This window comes from Stenotrophomonas sp. 05N37, assembly GCF_056397365.1.
Map to the genome: position 1 here is coordinate 441,285 of NZ_JBFTNG010000002.1, position 14,840 is coordinate 456,124.

Genomic DNA, 14,840 nt, shown 5'->3' on the forward strand with positions numbered 1-14,840 from the left:
GCCGGGATTCCCGCTTCGTCCTCCGAGCCTTCCATGACCTGCCGCACCCGCTTCGCCCCCAGTCCCACCGGCTACCTGCACATTGGCGGGGCCCGCACCGCGCTGTACTGCTGGCTGGAAGCCCGTCACCGTGGCGGCGAGTTCGTGCTGCGCATCGAGGATACCGACCGGGAGCGCAGCACCCAGGGCGCGATCGATGCCATCCTGGAGGCGATGGACTGGCTGGGCCTGGGCTATGACGAAGGCCCGATCTACCAGACCCAGCGCGTGTCCCGCTACCTGGAAGTGGCCGAGCAACTGGTCGCCGACGGCAAGGCCTACTACGCCTACGAAACCCGCGAGGAACTGGACGCGATGCGCGAGGCCGCCATGGCCAAGCAGGAAAAGCCGCGCTACAACGGTGCCGCGCGTGATCTGGGCCTGCCCTACCGGGACGACCCGAACCGCGTGATCCGCTTCAAGAACCCGCTCGAGGGCACGGTGGTGTTCGACGACCTGATCAAGGGCCGCATCGAGATCGCCAACAGCGAGCTGGACGACATGGTCATCTTCCGTCCGGACGGCTTCCCCACCTACAACTTCGCGGTGGTGGTGGACGACTGGGACATGCGCATCAGCGAGGTCATCCGCGGCGACGACCACATCAACAACACCCCGCGCCAGATCAACCTGTACGAAGGCATCGGCGCACCCGTGCCGAAGTTCGGCCACATGCCGATGATCCTGGACGAGCAGGGCGCCAAGCTGTCCAAGCGCACCGGCGCGGCCGATGTGATGCAGTACAAGGACGCCGGCTACCTGCCCGACGCGCTGCTCAGCTACCTGGCCCGGCTGGGCTGGTCGCATGGCGACCAGGAGCTGTTCAGCCGCCAGGAACTGATCGATCTGTTTGACGTAACCAACTGCAACTCCAAGGCCGCGCGCCTGGACATGGCCAAGCTGGGCTGGGTCAACCAGCACTTCCTGAAGACCGAGGCGCCGAGCAGCATCGCCCCGCACCTGGTCTACCAGCTGAACAAGCTGGGCCTGGATCTGGCCGCCGGCCCGGCGCCGGCCGACGTGGTGCTGGCGCTGCGCGACCGCGTGCAGACCCTGAAGGAAATGGCCGAGAAGGCGGTGGTCTGGTACCAGCCGCTGACCGAGTACGACGAGGCGGCGGTGGCCAAGCACTTCAAGCCGGGCGCGGAACTGGCGCTGGGCAAGGCCCGCGAGCTGTTGGGCGCCGCCGGGGAGTGGACGGTGGAGAGCGTCTCGGCCGCCCTGCACGACGTCGCCACGGCGCTGGAGATCGGCATGGGCAAGGTCGCCCAGCCGCTGCGCGTGGCCATCACCGGTACCCAGGTCAGCCCGGACATCTCCCAGACCGTGTTCCTGGCCGGGCGTGAAGAGGCCTTGAAACGCATCGACGTCGCACTCACTAAAGTACCGACGGCCTGACCACAGGAGACCGCGCATGCCTGCCAAAACCGCTTGTACCGCCCCGCACCACCACGTCCACGACGCATCCGACTTCGTGAAGGTGGTGGAGCGCGTGTGCTCGGAACGCGGGCTGCGCCTGACCCCGATCCGCGCCAACGTGCTGCGGCTGATCGCCGAGGCCGGCAAGCCGGTCAAGGCCTACGAGCTGCTTGAATGGGTGCGCAACGGCAAGGGGGTCGGTGCCGATGCACCGCCCACCGTCTACCGCGCGCTGGATTTCCTGATGGCCAACGGCTTCGTGCACAAGCTCGAATCGGTGAACGCATTCGTGGCCTGCCACCACCCCAGCAGCGCGCAGCATTCGGTGCCATTCCTGATCTGCAACAGCTGCCACAGCGCGGTGGAGCTGGAAGACCGCGAGATCGTCAGCCAGCTGGAAAAACGTGCCAAGGAACTGGGCTTCCAGCCGCAGGCGCAGACGCTGGAAGTGCACGGCCTGTGCGCGCGCTGCGCGGGGTAAGCCGCGCTGGCGACGACGGGACCGACCCCAGGTCGCCCCGGTCCTGACGGAATGAAGCCGCGCATTGCGCGGCTTTTTCATGGGGCGCGTTGCGTGCGATGACCGCCGCCTGGGCCGAACGTGCTCGTGGAGCCACGCCGTGCGTGGGCGACCCGTGCGATCAGGTGGCCCGACCGCGCGCCTTCGCCATCTCGCGCCTGTTGCGCGCACTCGGCGCTGCATAGCCTGGTGCCAGGCGGCGCTGGAGGCTTTTGAGGACGATCTTCCTGGCCGACACGAGCGTCGCATCGTCCACTGCCAGCGCGTCGGCCCATGCCAGCGACGCGGCAAGCGGGGCGCCGCGCAAGGCATACAGCGCCGTTGCCTTGAGGTGCGCAGGCGAGGTTGCGCTCCATGCCTTCCGCACCGTCTCGTATAGCGCGTGCTGCAGCCTCTCATCGACCGGCACGCTGTCGTCGAAGGAAAGCAGGATGTTCAAGGCAGTCAGCGCCTTCCACGGCGCGGCATCGGCATCGCTCGTTCGCCAGTCGGCACGCTCGCAGCAGGCAAGCAGCGCGGCGACGGCATCGCGGCTGCGCACCTGTTCAAGCACGCCGATGGCGAAGGTGGCCATCACCGTGTCCTCCAGCAGGGGGCGTAACCCGGCTACGCCCTCGCGCGCATAGGCCGCGCAGGCCCTGGCCCAGCGCGCGAACGGCACCACGCGCGTGCCGTCGGCCAGCAGACCGTCGTCCAGCCACCCGTGCAGGACGCACACGCGTTCGATCTCGGCCGCGCCAGCGCCACCATGCTCGATGGCGAAGGCGATCAGGTGCTCCACCTCCAGCGCCCCGCCATAGGCCGCGGGCGCGCTGCCCTTGGCCGCTTTCTGCGCCAGCGCGCTGAACTTCATCGGCGCTCGGCGGCGGTGTCGCTGCCGTCCGCCGCCGTATCCACCTTCACCACCACCGACATGCCCGGGCGCAGCCGCTTGGCCAGTGGCTGGTCCGGGTCGATGGAAATGCGGATCGGCAGCCGCTGCACCACCTTGGTGAAGTTGCCGCTGGCGTTGTCCGGGCGCAGCACGCTGAACTCCGAACCGGTCGCCGGGGCGATCTGTTCGATATGGCCGTGCAGTTTTTCGCCGTCGAAGGCGTCCACCTTGAACGAGGCCGGTTGCCCGATGCGCATCTTCCAGGTCTGGCCTTCCTTGAAGTTGGCCACCACCCACAGGGTGTCCGGGACCAGGAACAACAGCTGCGAGCCGGCGGTCACGTACTGGCCCAGGCGCACCGATGCCTCGCTGACCTGGCCGTCGCGCGGGGCGTGGATGACCGTGTTGGCCAGGTCGATCCGGGCCAGTTCCAGCTGCGCCTGCGCGGTTTCCACCTTGGCTTCCAGGCTCCTGCGCGCCACCTGGGTGGAGGTGAGCGTTTCTTCCGCGATGCGGATCTGCGCCTGTGACTGCAGCACGGCGGCCTGTGCGGACTGCGCGCCGGTGCGCAGCTTGTCGCGGTCGCTGAGCGCGACCAGTTGCTGCGCCGCCAGCTCCTCGTAGCGCTTGAGCTCGGTGCGCGACCGCGCCAATTCCGACTGGCCGGCGACCAGGTTGGCCTGCGCGGCGCCGATCTGTGCGCGGTTCTGCGCCTGCGCCTGGTCGGAGTTGGCCAGCGACGCCTGGGCGCTGTCCAGGTCGGCCTGGGCCTGGGCGACCTTTTCCTTGTAGATGCGGTCGTCGATGCGCACCAGCGGCTCGCCCCGGGTCACGTGCTGGAAGTCCTTGACCAGCACCTCGGTGACGTAGCCGTTGACCTGTGGCGCCAGCACGGTGATCTGCCCGCGCACATAGGCGTTGTCGGTGCTGACCCGGGTGCTGTCGAACGGCCACAGCGACCAGGCGCGCAGGATCAGCGCGATGCCGAGCAGGGCGACCACCACCATCAGCACCACGCTGCGCGTGCTGGGCTTGAGGTACTTGGGGACGCTGGCCGGCGCCGCTGCCGCACTGGTGGCGGCCGGGGCGGCATCGGTGGGTGGGGCCGGATTGACGTTCTCCGGCGCGCTGTCGTCGCGAGGTGGCGTGGTGGGCATGGCAGGGCTCATCGGGGCGGCGCGGTGGACGGCGCCGTGGCAGGAAGGGAGGACGTGGGCGGATGGCGCTTGCGCCACTGCTTGCGCACGGCGGTGCGCACCGAGAGCAGCAGCAGCCAGCCCAGGAAGGCCAGCGCGACGGTGCCGCTCAGGCTGAACACGTCATTGAAGGCGCGCACGTTGGCCTCGCGGCGGGTGGTGAGCGCCAGCTGCGCGGTGCCTTGTGCGCTGCGCTGGACCGGGTCGGTGAGCAGCCCGGCGTACAGTTGCTGCTGTTGCTTCAGGCGCTGTGCCACCACGCCGTCGGCGGGGTCGAGCTGGCTGACCAGGGCGCTGGAATAGACCTGCTCGCGATGCAGCTGGTAGGTGCCCAGCACGGCCGAACCGGCCAGCCCGCCCAGTGTCTGGGTGATCGACAGCGTGACCAGGAACGTGATCATGTGGTCCACGCCCTGCTTCAGGGCCTGGGTGATGCCGAGCATGATCAGCGGCCCCATGAACATGCCCGCGCCGACCGAGGCGAGGAACTGGCTGGCGTAGAAATCGTGCGGGCGGTCCAGGCTGGTGCGGTGCTGGTCAAGCAGCGCCGCGCTGCCCAGCAGCAGGATGGCCATCAGCAGCTGCGCGATGATCCGCTTCGGCCCGAAGGTGAGCGAGGCAGCGGCGATGCCGGTGACCACGCCGGCCAGCACCACGCCGAACAGCGGCCGCATCTGGTCCGGCCCCATGCCGAGCTGGCGCATCAGCCCGACCACGCCATAGGACTGTTCGGTGGTCAGGAAGCGGATCAGGAACGCACCCACGATGAAGTGCAGCACCGGCAGGCTCGCCAGCCAGCGCGTCTGCAACAGCGGGTTGCGCCGGTAGTGTTCGATCACGAAGGCGGTGGTGGCCAGCGCGATGGAGGCCACCAGCGCCCAGCCCAGCCAGGGCGTGTCCAGCCACCAGCGCACGTAGCCCTGTGCGAGCACGATCACCAGCAAGGCCACGGCCGGGGCGAGCAGCGCAAAGGTGAGGAAGTCCAGCGGCTCGAAGGCCTTGATCTGCACCCCTGGCGGCAGCTTCAGCAGCACCACCGCCGCGAAGGCGCACAGCGCCAGGCCGGCCTCGAACAGGTACAGGTTGTGCCATTGGCCGGTGTCCACCAGACCCGGGGACACCAGCCAGGCGAGCGGCACCGCCAGCTGCGAGATGCCCACGCCGATCACCAGCAGGTTGCCGGTGTAGCGGCGGGGCAACGACTGCAGCATGTACAGCGTGCCCAGCGTGCTGCAGGCCGCGCCGGCGAAACCACTGGCCGCGCGGGTCAGCAGCGTGGTTTCGTAGCTGCCGACGAACAGGTGCAGCACCGCCAGCGCGGCATACAGGCCCAGCCCGATCTCGGCGAACAGGCGGATGCCGTACTGCTGGCGGAACTTGAAGGCCAGCAGGTTGGCGGTGACGTTGACCATCGCATAGGCGGCCACCAGCCAGCTGCCCTGCGCCGGGGTGAGCCCGAGCTGGCCCTGCATGAAGGGCAGGTTGGCCGTGACCAGCGCGTTGCCGAGGCCGCCGGTGATGCCCACCAGCAACGCCACCAGCGCATACGCCACGCGCCGATGCGGCGGATGCCACGGCATCGACGCCGAACCGGGCAGGGTCGGTTTCTCGTGCTCTTCCCAGTCCGGGATGGGTTTGAGGTACTGCGGCATCAGTCCTCCGGGCGGATGGGTCCCTGCAATCCACTACGCAGCAACTGCAGGGCGCGTGCCACCAGCTTGGCGCGCTCTTCCCGGGACTTGCCACGCAACGCGGCTCCCAGCATGCCCGAGATCAGTGAAACATCCGTCGCCTGCAGGTCCGGACGGCACAGGCCGGCGCTGATCGCGCGCTGGATCGGGGCGTCCAGCAGGGCCCAGATGGTCTGCCGGGCGGCCTTGATGGCCGGGTCGTCCGGGTCCACCGCGCGCCAGTAGTCCGACAGCGCCGGCGACTGCACGATGCGGGCGGCCATGCCCTCCAGCACCTCGAACAGCGCGTCGTCGCGTTCGCCCAGGGCGGTCACCTGCCGCTGGATGCGGGCCACGGTGCGTTGCAACAGCGCTTCCACCAGTGCCGTGCGATCCGGGAAATTGCGGTACAGCGTGGCGCGGCCAACCTGTGCGCGTTCGACCACCAGGTCGAGCGGGGCGGTGACGCCATGTTGGCCAAACACCGCATCGGCGGCGTCCAGGATGAGAGCGCGGCGGGCTGCCGCATCGGCACGTTGGGAAGTCATAGGACATGATCGGACAATCATGTCCGTGAGGAAAGTGCCGTGCGCGTCCGCATGGGCCGTCGGTCGGCGGCGGCTGGGGAACATCAACGCGCGGTGAAATCAACCGCGGGCCGCGACCCCATGGCAGCTGTAACGCGCCTCGCGGATGGGCAGGTTGACCAGTGCGGCGATGGCGGCCAGCGCGATGTCGGCGTACCACATCCACAGGTAGTTGCCCGACTGCGCCAGCGCCACCCCGCCCAGCCAGGCGCCGAAGAAGCCACCAAGCTGGTGCGAGAGCAGGGTGAGGCCGAACAGCGTGCCGAGGTAGCGCGGGCCGAACAGCTTGCCGACCAGGCCGGCGGTGGGCGGCACGGTGGCCAGCCAGGTGAACCCGAGCGCGGCGGAGAACACGTAGAAGGTGAGCGGAGTGGGCGGTGCGACGAGGTAGACGCCGATCATGAGCGCGCGGCTGGCGTACATCCAGAACAGCAGGTACTTCATGCGGTAGCGCTGGCCAAGCGCGCCGACGATGAGGCTGCCGGCGATGTTGAACAGGCCGATCAGCGCGATCGAGGTGGAGGCGACGGTGGGGGAGAGGTTGCACAGCGCGATTTCGCCGGGCAGGTGGGTGACCAGGAAGGCGATATGCAGGCCGCAGGTGAAGAAGCCCAGGTGCAGGCACCAGTAGCTGCGATCGCGCAGGGCCGCGCGCAGCTGCGCCCGCAGCCCACCGTCATCGCCGGCCTGCGCGCCCGCGGCGTGATCGCCGGCCTGACGCCGCAGCGGCCAGGCCAGCGGCAACGAGAGCAGGGTGATGGCGGCCATGGTGGACATGGCGCGTGCCCAGCCGGCGCTGCTGATGATCCATTGCACCAGCGGGGCGAACACGAACTGGCCGAGCGAGCCACCGGCGTTGATCAGCCCAGCGGCGAAGGAACGCTTCTCGGCGGGCAGGCGGTGGGCGGTGGCGCCGATCAGCACCGAGAAACTGCCGGCACCGGCGCCTGCGGCCATCAGCAGGCCGAGACTGGCGCTGAGGCCGAGCGGGCTGGTGAGGTAAGGCGCGAGCAGCAGCCCGACGGCCAGCAGGACGCCGCCGAACAGCAGGACGGGAAGCGCGCCGCGCTGGTCGGCCACGGCACCGAACACCGGCTGCACCGCGCCCCAGACGAACTGACCGATGGCCAGGGCGAAGCTGATCTCGACGATGCTGACGCCGGTGCTGCGGTGGATGGGGTCCAGGTACAGGCCGGAGGTCTGGCGCACGCCCATGGTGACCATGAGGATGGCGGAGGCGGCGACGAGCAGGCCCCAATGCATGCGCGGGGCGGGCGGTGCGGCGGGCAGGGCGCTCATGCGGGTTCTCCGGCGGGGAGGGCGTGGTCGAGCTGGTCGAGGAGGGCGTTGAGGCGTGCGGTGGGGGCAGGGCCGAAGGTGGCCTCCACGGCGTCCTGCGCGCGCCGCCACAACGGGCGTGCCCGGCGCAGCACGGCCTTGCCGGCAGGCGTGATGGCAATCAGGCGTTGGCGCGCATCGTCGCCACGCGTGGCCTCCAGCCATCCGGCGGCGAGCAGGGGCTTGAGGTTGCGGGTAAGGGTGGTGCGGTCCATGCCGAGTGCATCGGCAAGTTCACCGAGCTGGCGTGGCCGTGGGGCGCGGCGAAGGATGGAATAGGCGTTGAGGCTGAGCCCCGCCGGCGCGAGGTGGGCGTCGTAGAGCTGCGAGAGCTGGCGCGAGGCACGGCGCAGGCGGAAGCAGGTGCAGGGGCTGGCGCTGAGCGGGTCCATGGCGGGCTGGCCGGATGGGATGGCCGATCATACGTGTATATGCACGCAAGTGGTCAAGGCAGCGTCGGTGGGCCGGGCGCTGGGCCACCATGGCCCACAGAAAAAGCCGGTGTTCCCGCCCCTTTGTTTTGCCCAGGGGCCTGCCGGCCGCCACGGGGCTCGGCTTGCGGCGCGACAGATCCGATTGGAGGCGCTCCCGCCAAGCATGGAGGGACCCAAAAAAAGGGGGCCTTTCGGCCCCCCGGGGGTGATGCGACTACCCCAGTGGTGGAGAGAACATCAGAAGAAGGCGCGGATGCCGAAGGCGACGCCACGGCCCGGCAGCGGGGAGTAGTCGCGCAGCAGCGAGGTGTGCGGGCGCACTTCCTGGTTGGTCAGGTTGTTGCCGTCCAGGAACACCTCGTAGCTGTTGCTGTCCGAGCGGTCCCAGCGGTAGGCGAGGTGTGCGTCCACCAGCGTGTAGCCGTTGCTCGGGTCCTCGTTCTGGGCCACGTCCTTCTGGCTGCTGTAGCGCACCGCGCCCACCGACGCGCGCCACCCGTCCCGGGACCAGCGCAGGTCGGCACCGACACGGGCCGGGGAGATGCGCGGCAGGTAGCCGGTGTTGGCCAGTTCCACGGTGTAGTTGTGGTTGTGGTCGCCGTGCGGTACGGCGATGTCCACGTTGCGGCTGCCACTGCCGTCCAGTTCGGCCTTGACGTAGTCACCGAACACGCGCAGGTCCCAGTCGCCGGCCACGCCTTCAAACAGGTGGAACACCGCTTCGGCCTCGGCGCCCTTGAAAGTGGCGTCCTGCTGGGTCCACAGGCGTACCGGCAGCGATTCGACCACGCCGGTGTCGGCCAGGTAGATGAAGTTCTTGAACGTGGTCTGGTAGATCGAGGCGGAGAATTCCACGCGGTCGCTGTGCGTGTGGATGCCCAGTTCCACGCGCTGGCCGCGTTCGGTCTTCAGGTCGGCGTCGCCGATCTCCAGCGAACGGGTGGCGATGTGCGCGCCGGCCGCGTACAGCTCCTCGTTGGTCGGTGCGCGCTCGGAGCCGTCCACGCCGAAGCGCAGGTCCACGGCGTCGTTGAGCGTCCAGATGCCGGCCGCGGACAGGTTGGTGGCATCGAACGTCCGCGCACGGTAGTCGCCGGTCGGGTCCAGCTTGACCTGGTCGTGGCGGCCGCCGAGTTCCAGCTTGAACGGCCCGAACTGCTTTTCCTGCAGCACGAACAGGCCGATGTTCTTTGTACTGGTATCCGGCACGAAGGCTTCCTCGCCCCTGGCGCCGAAATCGCCGTTGCCGAACTGCAGGCCGAACGCGCCGTCCCAGCCGCCGATCTGCTGCTGCACCGCTTCCAGGCGGCCTTCGATGCCGCGGTTGGTGAAGCGCGTGGACGGCGTGCCCGCCTCCAGTTCCACGTGCTCGTAGTCGGTGTAGGCGGTACGCAGGTTGATGTTCTTCAGGAACGAGGTCGGGTTGTAGATGCCGCCCTTGGCTTCGAAGCGGTTCTGCACCATGTCGATGCGCACGTCGTGCTCGTCGCCTTCTTCCTCTTCGTCGCCATGGTCATGATCGTGGTCATGGTCGTCGTCGGCATGCACGTGCGCGCCGTTGGGGATGCCGTAGTTGGTGCGGTAGGTGCTGGCCGACGCACCGAAGTAGCCGCCTTCGCCGAGCCAGGTGGCGCCGACGCCGCCGGCGCGGGTGCGCACGGAACTGTTGTCCAGGCGGCCGCGACGCGGTTCATCGGTGTCGCCTTCCTCATGGTCGTGGCCGCTGTGGTCTTCCAGGCCATCGATCACCGCATAACCGGGGATGCGGTAGTCATCGCCATTGCGCACCAGGCCGTCCACATGCAGCACCCAGTTGCCGTTGACGCCATCCAAGCGGAACATGCCGCTGCGCTCGTCGTTGACCGAATTGCCGCGCAGTTCGGCGCGGCCGCTGAGCGGTCGGTCGGGCAGTTCGCGTGCGATGCGGCCATCGACCACGTTGACCGCGCCGCCGATCGCGCCGCTGCCGAACAGCAGCGTGGCCGGCCCCTTCAGTACTTCGATCTGGTCGGCCAGGAACGGCTCGATGCTGGTGGCGTGGTCGGCGCTCACGGTCGAGGCGTCCATGTTGCCCATGCCGTTGGACAGCACGGCCACGCGCGGGCCTTCCTGGCCGCGGATGATCGGCCGGCCGACGCCGGGGCCGAAGAAGGTGCTCTGCACGCCGGGCAGCTTGGCCACGGTGTCGCCCAGGGTGCCCGCCTTCTGCTCGTCCAGGCGTTCGCCGGCAAGCACGTCGACCGGGCGCGCCAGCGATTCGGCATCGCCCTGCAGCGGCGAGGCGGTGACTTTCACCGCGGACAGCTCGGTCAGGTGGTGGTCGCGGGTGCCGTCCGCGTCGTCGGCGGCCAGCGCCAGCGAAGGAAGAAGCGCGGCGGCGAGTGCCAGGGACAGGGCGTGGGGCTGGAGGGAGCGGGAAGAACGCATGGGCAGAGGGTCCGTCGTCAATTGTTACAATGTATCAATGGTGGGGCGCGCGAATCCGATCGGGTGGGGCTGAACACGGGGGTACAGGGGGGAGGAGCGGAGTGCGGGAGTGCGCGCGGGATTGATGTTATATTATTCCATAACGCTTCGCCGACCCTGCTGGAAGTCATGCCCCTGTTCGCTCGAGTCCGTCATCTGCTGGATCGCTTCGGTGCCACCGGTTCGCTGCTGTGCGCGGTGCACTGCGCCCTGCTGCCGGTCCTGCTGGCCGCGGCGCCATCGCTGGGCCTGTCGGTCTGGTTGGGCGACGGCGTGGAACTGGCGCTGGTCAGCTTCGTGACCCTGCTGGGGCTGTTCAGCCTGGTCTGGGGCTATCGGCGCCACGGCGCGCTGCGCGCGCTGGGCTTCCTGGTGCCCGGTCTGGTCGCGTTGTGGGCCGGGCTGCTGTACGACCCGCTGCACCATTCAGCCGTGCCGCATGCGGTGGTGATGACGCTCGGCGGCGTGCTGGTGGGCGTGGCCCACCTGGTGAACCTGCGCCTGAACCACGGCCACATCCATGACGCCAGCTGTGCGCATTGAGGCGCTGTGGTAGGCTTTCAGATCGTGCGCGGGGGCGCCTGAGAGGGCGGCCCCGCCGAACCCGTGTCAGTACGGGGTTATCAGATTTCAGACTAAGGAGTTGACGACATGGGTAAGGGTGACCGCAAGACCGCCAAGGGCAAGCGCTACAACGCCAGCTACGGCAATTCGCGCTCGCACGCGGTGAGCAAGGTGGCCGTGGGCGCAGCTGCGCCGGTCGCCAAGAAGACCGTTGCCAAGGCACCGGCAAAGAAGGCCGTTGCCAAGAAGGCTGTCGCCAAGGCCGGTTGATCCCGCCTCGCGGGTCGAAGAAAACGCGGCGCTTGCGCCGCGTTTTTTTTTGCCGTTTTTCCAGGGCCGGATCAAGGTCCGGATCACGGCCCCCAGCGCAGTCGCGGCGCCTCGTGCGCGATCAACGCAGCGCCGGCAGCAGGGTCTGCGGGTCGCCGTCGTTGGGCGCAGCGGGGATGCCGAGCAGGCGGGTCAGCAGCGGATAGACATCCACGTTGTCGAACCCCGGCAACGTCTGGCCCTGCTTGAACGACGGACCGCGTGCAATGAATACCGCACGCATCGACGGCAGCGCGTTGTCGTAGCCGTGCGAACCGCGATTGCCGGGCGTGCGCTTGGCGATACTGGCGCGGCTCAGCGCGTTCCAGCCCTCGTGCATCTGGCAGATGATCGGCGGAATGCGCGGGTTGCTGCCGTAGTGCCAGCGTGCCGGCAGGGTCTGCCGGGTCCAGCAATCGTACTGCGCATGCGCGCCGAGCAGGGTCTTCTCCGCCTCGCGGCGCTTGCCCGGCAACGGCGCGAAACCGATCGACTGCCCCACCGACACGTCCTTGGCGATCGACGGATCGACCATGTCCTCGACGGCGATGGTGTGGCCTTCGGCGACAGTGGCCATGCCGTGGTCGGACATCACGATCACGTTGGTCCGCGCCTCCAGCCCGCGGGCCTGCAGGCCGTCCAGCAGCCGCCCCACGGCCGCATCCACCTCGACGACGGCCGCGGCGTACGCGGGCGAATCCGGGCCGTGGTCGTGGCCGGCATGGTCCACCTGTTCCATGTACAGGGTGACCAGGCGCGGTGCCTGCGCGTCGCTGCGCCCGACCCAGGCCAGCACCTGGTCCACGCGGTCGTCCAGCGGCACGCTCGCGTCGTACACGCGCCACGCACTTGGGCGCACGCCCTGGATCGCCGCCTCGCTCCCTGGCCAGGACCAGGTGGCCGTGCGCACGCCGGCCTTCTCCGCCCCCACCCAGATCGGTTCGCCGCCCCACCAGCGCGGGTCGGTCACCGCTTCGCGCTTGCTCAGCCGGAACGTGCCCAGCTCCTCGGCCTGCATGCTGTTGTGGATGATGCCGTGGTGGTCCGGACGCAGGCCGGTCACCAGCGTGTAGTGGTTGGGAAAGGTCAGCGACGGGTACGACGGCGTCATCCAGCGCGCGCGCACGCCGCCATCGATGATGCGAGAGAGGTTGGGCGTGATGCCGCGATCGAGCATGTCCGCGCGCAGACCGTCGATGGAGACCAGCAACAGGGTTGGCGCGGCGGCCGCGGCAACGGGCGCGCCGGGATCACGCGGCGGGGTGGGGGGAACGCTGGCACAACTGGTCAGCGCGAGGGCGGCGGCGAGCGCCAGCGAAAGGCGGACGGAAATCATCCGGCCATGATAGTTCGCGGCGGTGACGCGGCGAAGACACCGCATGGCAGGCGTGCGCTCAGGCGAACAGCGATTCCCGCCGCGCTTCCAGTTGCAGCAGCGCGGCCTTGGTCGGCAGCCCGCCGCCGAAGCCGGTGAGCGCACCGCTGCTGCCGATCACGCGGTGGCAGGGCAGCACGATCGGCAGCGGGTTGCGCCCGTTGGCGGCGCCGACGGCGCGGCTCGCGGTGGGATGGCCGATATGGCGGGCCAGGTCGACATAGCTCCAGGTGTGCCCGAACGGGATGTCGGCCAGTGCCTTCCACACGCGCAGCTGGAAGTCGGTGCCGTGCGGGGCGAGCGGCAGTTCGAAACGCTGGCGTTGCCCGGCCAGGTACGCCAGCAACTGGCCGCGCGCATCGCGCAGCGCATGCGCATCGCGCTGCCAGTGTTCGCGACCCTTGGCGTCGTAGCGGTTGTTCTCGAACAGGATGTGGTGGATGCCCTGGCTGTCGCCGGCCACGGTGAGGGGCCCGATCGGGCTGTCGAAGGTGTCGTAGAGCAGGGTCACGGGCGGTCTCCAGGAGAGGGGGCGGACAGGTACCACAGGTGCAGCACTGCATAGGCACGCCACGGCCGCCACGCGTGCGACCGCGCTTCGGTGGCCCGCTCGCTCAGCCGCGTGTCGCCGCCGAGCACCTGCTGCAGTACCAGGTCACCGGCGGGGAAGGCATCGGGCAGCGCCAGCGCGCGCAGCGCCATGTAGTGGGCGGTCCACGGCCCGATGCCGGGCAGCGCCACGCAGCGTGCGACGAAGGTTTCCAGGCGTTGGCCGGCACTGAAATCCAAGCGCCCATCGACCACGGCGGCCGCCACTGCGCGCACCGTGGCCGCGCGGGTGCGGGGCAGGCCGATGCTTTCCAGCGGCGCATCGGCCAGTGCCTGCGGGGTGGGGAACTGGCGGTCCAGGCCCGCCGGCATGCCGTCCAGGGCGCCGCCGAAGCGATCGACCACGCGGCGCGCCAGCGTGGTGGCCGCCGCAACGCTGACCTGTTGGCCCAGCACCGCACGCACCGCCACTTCGAAGCCATCCCAGCCGCCGGGCACGCGCAGGCCGGGGCGTTGCGCGATGCCACGCGCCAGCAGCGGGTCCTTGCCCAGCGTGGCGTGGACGATGCGCAGGTCGGCATCGAGATCGAAGATCCGGCGCACCCGGCGCACGATGCCGGGAATGGCGCGCGGGTCGACCTGGCCGAGCTGCAGCAGCAGTTCGGATCGCTTCGGGTCGGCGCTGACCCGGATCACGCTGGGGCGCTCGGGCGGCCCGATCACGCGCTGGTAGCTGTCCGGCCCGATGCACTCGATGCCCGGGATCGAGCGGCGGCGCAGGAAGTCGAGCATCGCCGCGAAGTCCAGCGGTGGCCGGTAGCCCAGGCGCAGGGTCAACGCGCCGGCGTCGAGAGTGCCGCGCTGCCGACGGATCGCGGTGGGCGGCATGCCGCAGCCGTCGACGAAGGCGGCGTTGAAGCGACGCAGGCTGTTGTAGCCCGAGGCCAGCGCCACGTCGGTGATCGGCAGCGCGGTCTCGGTGAGCAGCTGCTTGGCCAGCAACAACCGGCGGGTGGCGTGGATCTGCGCCGGCGCGGCGCCGAGCCGGGCGACGAACAGGCGTTGCAGCTGGCGCGCGCTCACCCCCAGCCGCGCGGCCAGCTCGGCCACCGGCGCATCCTGCAGGAAACTGTCGTGGATGAGCGCGAGGGCGCGCTGCAGGGTTTCACTGCTGAGCGCATCCTGCGCCTCCGGTGCCAGTTCCGGGCGGCAGCGCAGGCAAGGCCGGAACCCGGCGGCCGCGGCTGCGGCCGCAGTGGGGTAGTAATCGACGTTGCGCGGCTTCGGTGGCGGTGCGGGGCAGACCGGCCGGCAGTAGATGCCGGTGCTGCGCACGGCGGTGAAGAACACGCCGTCAAAGCGCGCATCACGGGCCAGGCGGGCGCTTTCGCAGGCGGCGTAGTCCAGGGGCAGGGCGGTCTCCATGGCGGCCAGTCTATGCCCGGGGCGCAGGCCAGGCTCGCCATATTCGGACATCAATGCGCTGCCGCGACCGCGTGG

At 69.4% G+C, this 14,840-nt stretch carries 14 protein-coding genes; 4 read left to right on the forward strand and 10 right to left on the reverse strand.

The genetic code is table 11. From position 1 onward, the window contains the following. The first annotated feature begins 33 nt into the window (after nucleotides 1–33). Both gltX and AC1DGC_RS08605 read left to right on the forward strand, forming a co-directional pair. Nucleotides 34–1,437: a glutamate--tRNA ligase gene (gltX, locus tag AC1DGC_RS08600; RefSeq protein ID WP_478047666.1), complete on the forward strand. Its 1,404-nt coding sequence runs from the start codon at nucleotides 34–36 to the stop codon at nucleotides 1,435–1,437. A 16-nt stretch (nucleotides 1,438–1,453) separates the two neighbouring features. Further along, nucleotides 1,454–1,939, forward strand: coding sequence for a Fur family transcriptional regulator (locus AC1DGC_RS08605; RefSeq protein ID WP_259203970.1), 486 nt, complete (start codon nucleotides 1,454–1,456; stop codon nucleotides 1,937–1,939). 160 nt (nucleotides 1,940–2,099) lie between these two features. Here the strand turns inward: AC1DGC_RS08605 and AC1DGC_RS08610 are convergent, their stop codons facing one another. The 7 genes from AC1DGC_RS08610 to AC1DGC_RS08640 form a co-directional block, all read right to left on the reverse strand. Then, nucleotides 2,100–2,831 (reverse strand): hypothetical protein, encoded by a 732-nt coding sequence (locus AC1DGC_RS08610; protein WP_478047667.1) that lies wholly within the window; start codon nucleotides 2,829–2,831, stop codon nucleotides 2,100–2,102. Then, complete coding sequence (locus AC1DGC_RS08615; protein WP_478047668.1) at nucleotides 2,828–4,009, reverse strand: HlyD family secretion protein; 1,182 nt, start codon at nucleotides 4,007–4,009, stop codon at nucleotides 2,828–2,830. Before AC1DGC_RS08615 ends, AC1DGC_RS08610 begins: the two co-directional genes overlap by 4 nt. 8 nt (nucleotides 4,010–4,017) lie before the next feature. Continuing rightward, entirely contained in the window at nucleotides 4,018–5,703 is a 1,686-nt protein-coding gene (locus AC1DGC_RS08620) for an MFS transporter (protein ID WP_478047804.1), read from the reverse strand. Next, on the reverse strand, nucleotides 5,700–6,266 hold the full coding sequence (locus AC1DGC_RS08625) for a TetR/AcrR family transcriptional regulator (protein ID WP_259203977.1): 567 nt from the start codon (nucleotides 6,264–6,266) through the stop codon (nucleotides 5,700–5,702). The genes AC1DGC_RS08620 and AC1DGC_RS08625 overlap by 4 nt, the downstream gene beginning before the upstream one ends. A gap of 99 nt (nucleotides 6,267–6,365) precedes the next feature. Beyond that, nucleotides 6,366–7,604 carry an MFS transporter gene (locus AC1DGC_RS08630; protein WP_449334828.1) on the reverse strand — a complete coding sequence of 413 codons (1,239 nt, stop codon included), beginning with the start codon at nucleotides 7,602–7,604 and terminating at the stop codon, nucleotides 6,366–6,368. Beyond that, a complete protein-coding gene (locus tag AC1DGC_RS08635) occupies nucleotides 7,601–8,035 on the reverse strand; it encodes a MarR family winged helix-turn-helix transcriptional regulator (RefSeq protein WP_478047669.1) in 435 nt (144 codons plus the stop codon). Before AC1DGC_RS08635 ends, AC1DGC_RS08630 begins: the two co-directional genes overlap by 4 nt. Before the next feature lie 279 nt (nucleotides 8,036–8,314). Beyond that, nucleotides 8,315–10,504, reverse strand: coding sequence for a TonB-dependent receptor (locus AC1DGC_RS08640; RefSeq protein WP_478047670.1), 2,190 nt, complete (start codon nucleotides 10,502–10,504; stop codon nucleotides 8,315–8,317). A gap of 168 nt (nucleotides 10,505–10,672) precedes the next feature. On the opposite strand from AC1DGC_RS08640, the gene AC1DGC_RS08645 reads away from it, so the two are divergent. Together AC1DGC_RS08645 and AC1DGC_RS08650 are read left to right on the forward strand one after the other, a co-directional pair. Beyond that, on the forward strand, nucleotides 10,673–11,086 hold the full coding sequence (locus tag AC1DGC_RS08645; RefSeq protein WP_259203982.1) for a MerC domain-containing protein: 414 nt from the start codon (nucleotides 10,673–10,675) through the stop codon (nucleotides 11,084–11,086). 108 nt (nucleotides 11,087–11,194) lie between these two features. Next, a complete protein-coding gene (locus AC1DGC_RS08650; protein WP_068850363.1) occupies nucleotides 11,195–11,377 on the forward strand; it encodes a 30S ribosomal protein THX in 183 nt (60 codons plus the stop codon). A 121-nt stretch (nucleotides 11,378–11,498) separates the two neighbouring features. Here AC1DGC_RS08650 and AC1DGC_RS08655 read toward each other — a convergent pair whose 3' ends face one another. Genes AC1DGC_RS08655 through AC1DGC_RS08665 form a run of 3 tightly spaced genes read right to left on the reverse strand, consistent with a single transcriptional unit; the run spans nucleotide 11,499 to nucleotide 14,765 of the window. Then, nucleotides 11,499–12,752, reverse strand: a complete 1,254-nt coding sequence (locus AC1DGC_RS08655) for an alkaline phosphatase family protein (RefSeq protein WP_478047671.1) — start codon at nucleotides 12,750–12,752, stop codon at nucleotides 11,499–11,501. A gap of 58 nt (nucleotides 12,753–12,810) precedes the next feature. Further along, on the reverse strand, nucleotides 12,811–13,302 hold the full coding sequence (locus AC1DGC_RS08660) for a methylated-DNA--[protein]-cysteine S-methyltransferase (RefSeq protein ID WP_259203987.1): 492 nt from the start codon (nucleotides 13,300–13,302) through the stop codon (nucleotides 12,811–12,813). Continuing rightward, nucleotides 13,299–14,765: an AlkA N-terminal domain-containing protein gene (locus AC1DGC_RS08665; protein WP_478047672.1), complete on the reverse strand. Its 1,467-nt coding sequence runs from the start codon at nucleotides 14,763–14,765 to the stop codon at nucleotides 13,299–13,301. The genes AC1DGC_RS08660 and AC1DGC_RS08665 overlap by 4 nt, the downstream gene beginning before the upstream one ends. Nucleotides 14,766–14,840 lie beyond the last annotated feature (75 nt).

Excerpts from the sequence above, each read along its gene's own strand:
- AC1DGC_RS08605 (WP_259203970.1), top strand. The coding sequence starts at position 1,454 with ATGCCTGCCAAAACCGCTTGTACCGCCCCGCACCACCACGTCCACGAC.
- AC1DGC_RS08655 (WP_478047671.1), bottom strand. The coding sequence starts at position 12,752 with ATGATTTCCGTCCGCCTTTCGCTGGCGCTCGCCGCCGCCCTCGCGCTG.
- AC1DGC_RS08615 (WP_478047668.1), bottom strand. The coding sequence starts at position 4,009 with ATGCCCACCACGCCACCTCGCGACGACAGCGCGCCGGAGAACGTCAAT.
- AC1DGC_RS08645 (WP_259203982.1), top strand. The coding sequence starts at position 10,673 with ATGCCCCTGTTCGCTCGAGTCCGTCATCTGCTGGATCGCTTCGGTGCC.
- AC1DGC_RS08665 (WP_478047672.1), bottom strand. The coding sequence starts at position 14,765 with ATGGAGACCGCCCTGCCCCTGGACTACGCCGCCTGCGAAAGCGCCCGC.
- AC1DGC_RS08640 (WP_478047670.1), bottom strand. The coding sequence starts at position 10,504 with ATGCGTTCTTCCCGCTCCCTCCAGCCCCACGCCCTGTCCCTGGCACTC.
- AC1DGC_RS08625 (WP_259203977.1), bottom strand. The coding sequence starts at position 6,266 with ATGACTTCCCAACGTGCCGATGCGGCAGCCCGCCGCGCTCTCATCCTG.
- gltX (WP_478047666.1), top strand. The coding sequence starts at position 34 with ATGACCTGCCGCACCCGCTTCGCCCCCAGTCCCACCGGCTACCTGCAC.
- AC1DGC_RS08650 (WP_068850363.1), top strand. The coding sequence starts at position 11,195 with ATGGGTAAGGGTGACCGCAAGACCGCCAAGGGCAAGCGCTACAACGCC.
- AC1DGC_RS08635 (WP_478047669.1), bottom strand. The coding sequence starts at position 8,035 with ATGGACCCGCTCAGCGCCAGCCCCTGCACCTGCTTCCGCCTGCGCCGT.
- AC1DGC_RS08630 (WP_449334828.1), bottom strand. The coding sequence starts at position 7,604 with ATGAGCGCCCTGCCCGCCGCACCGCCCGCCCCGCGCATGCATTGGGGC.
- AC1DGC_RS08610 (WP_478047667.1), bottom strand. The coding sequence starts at position 2,831 with ATGAAGTTCAGCGCGCTGGCGCAGAAAGCGGCCAAGGGCAGCGCGCCC.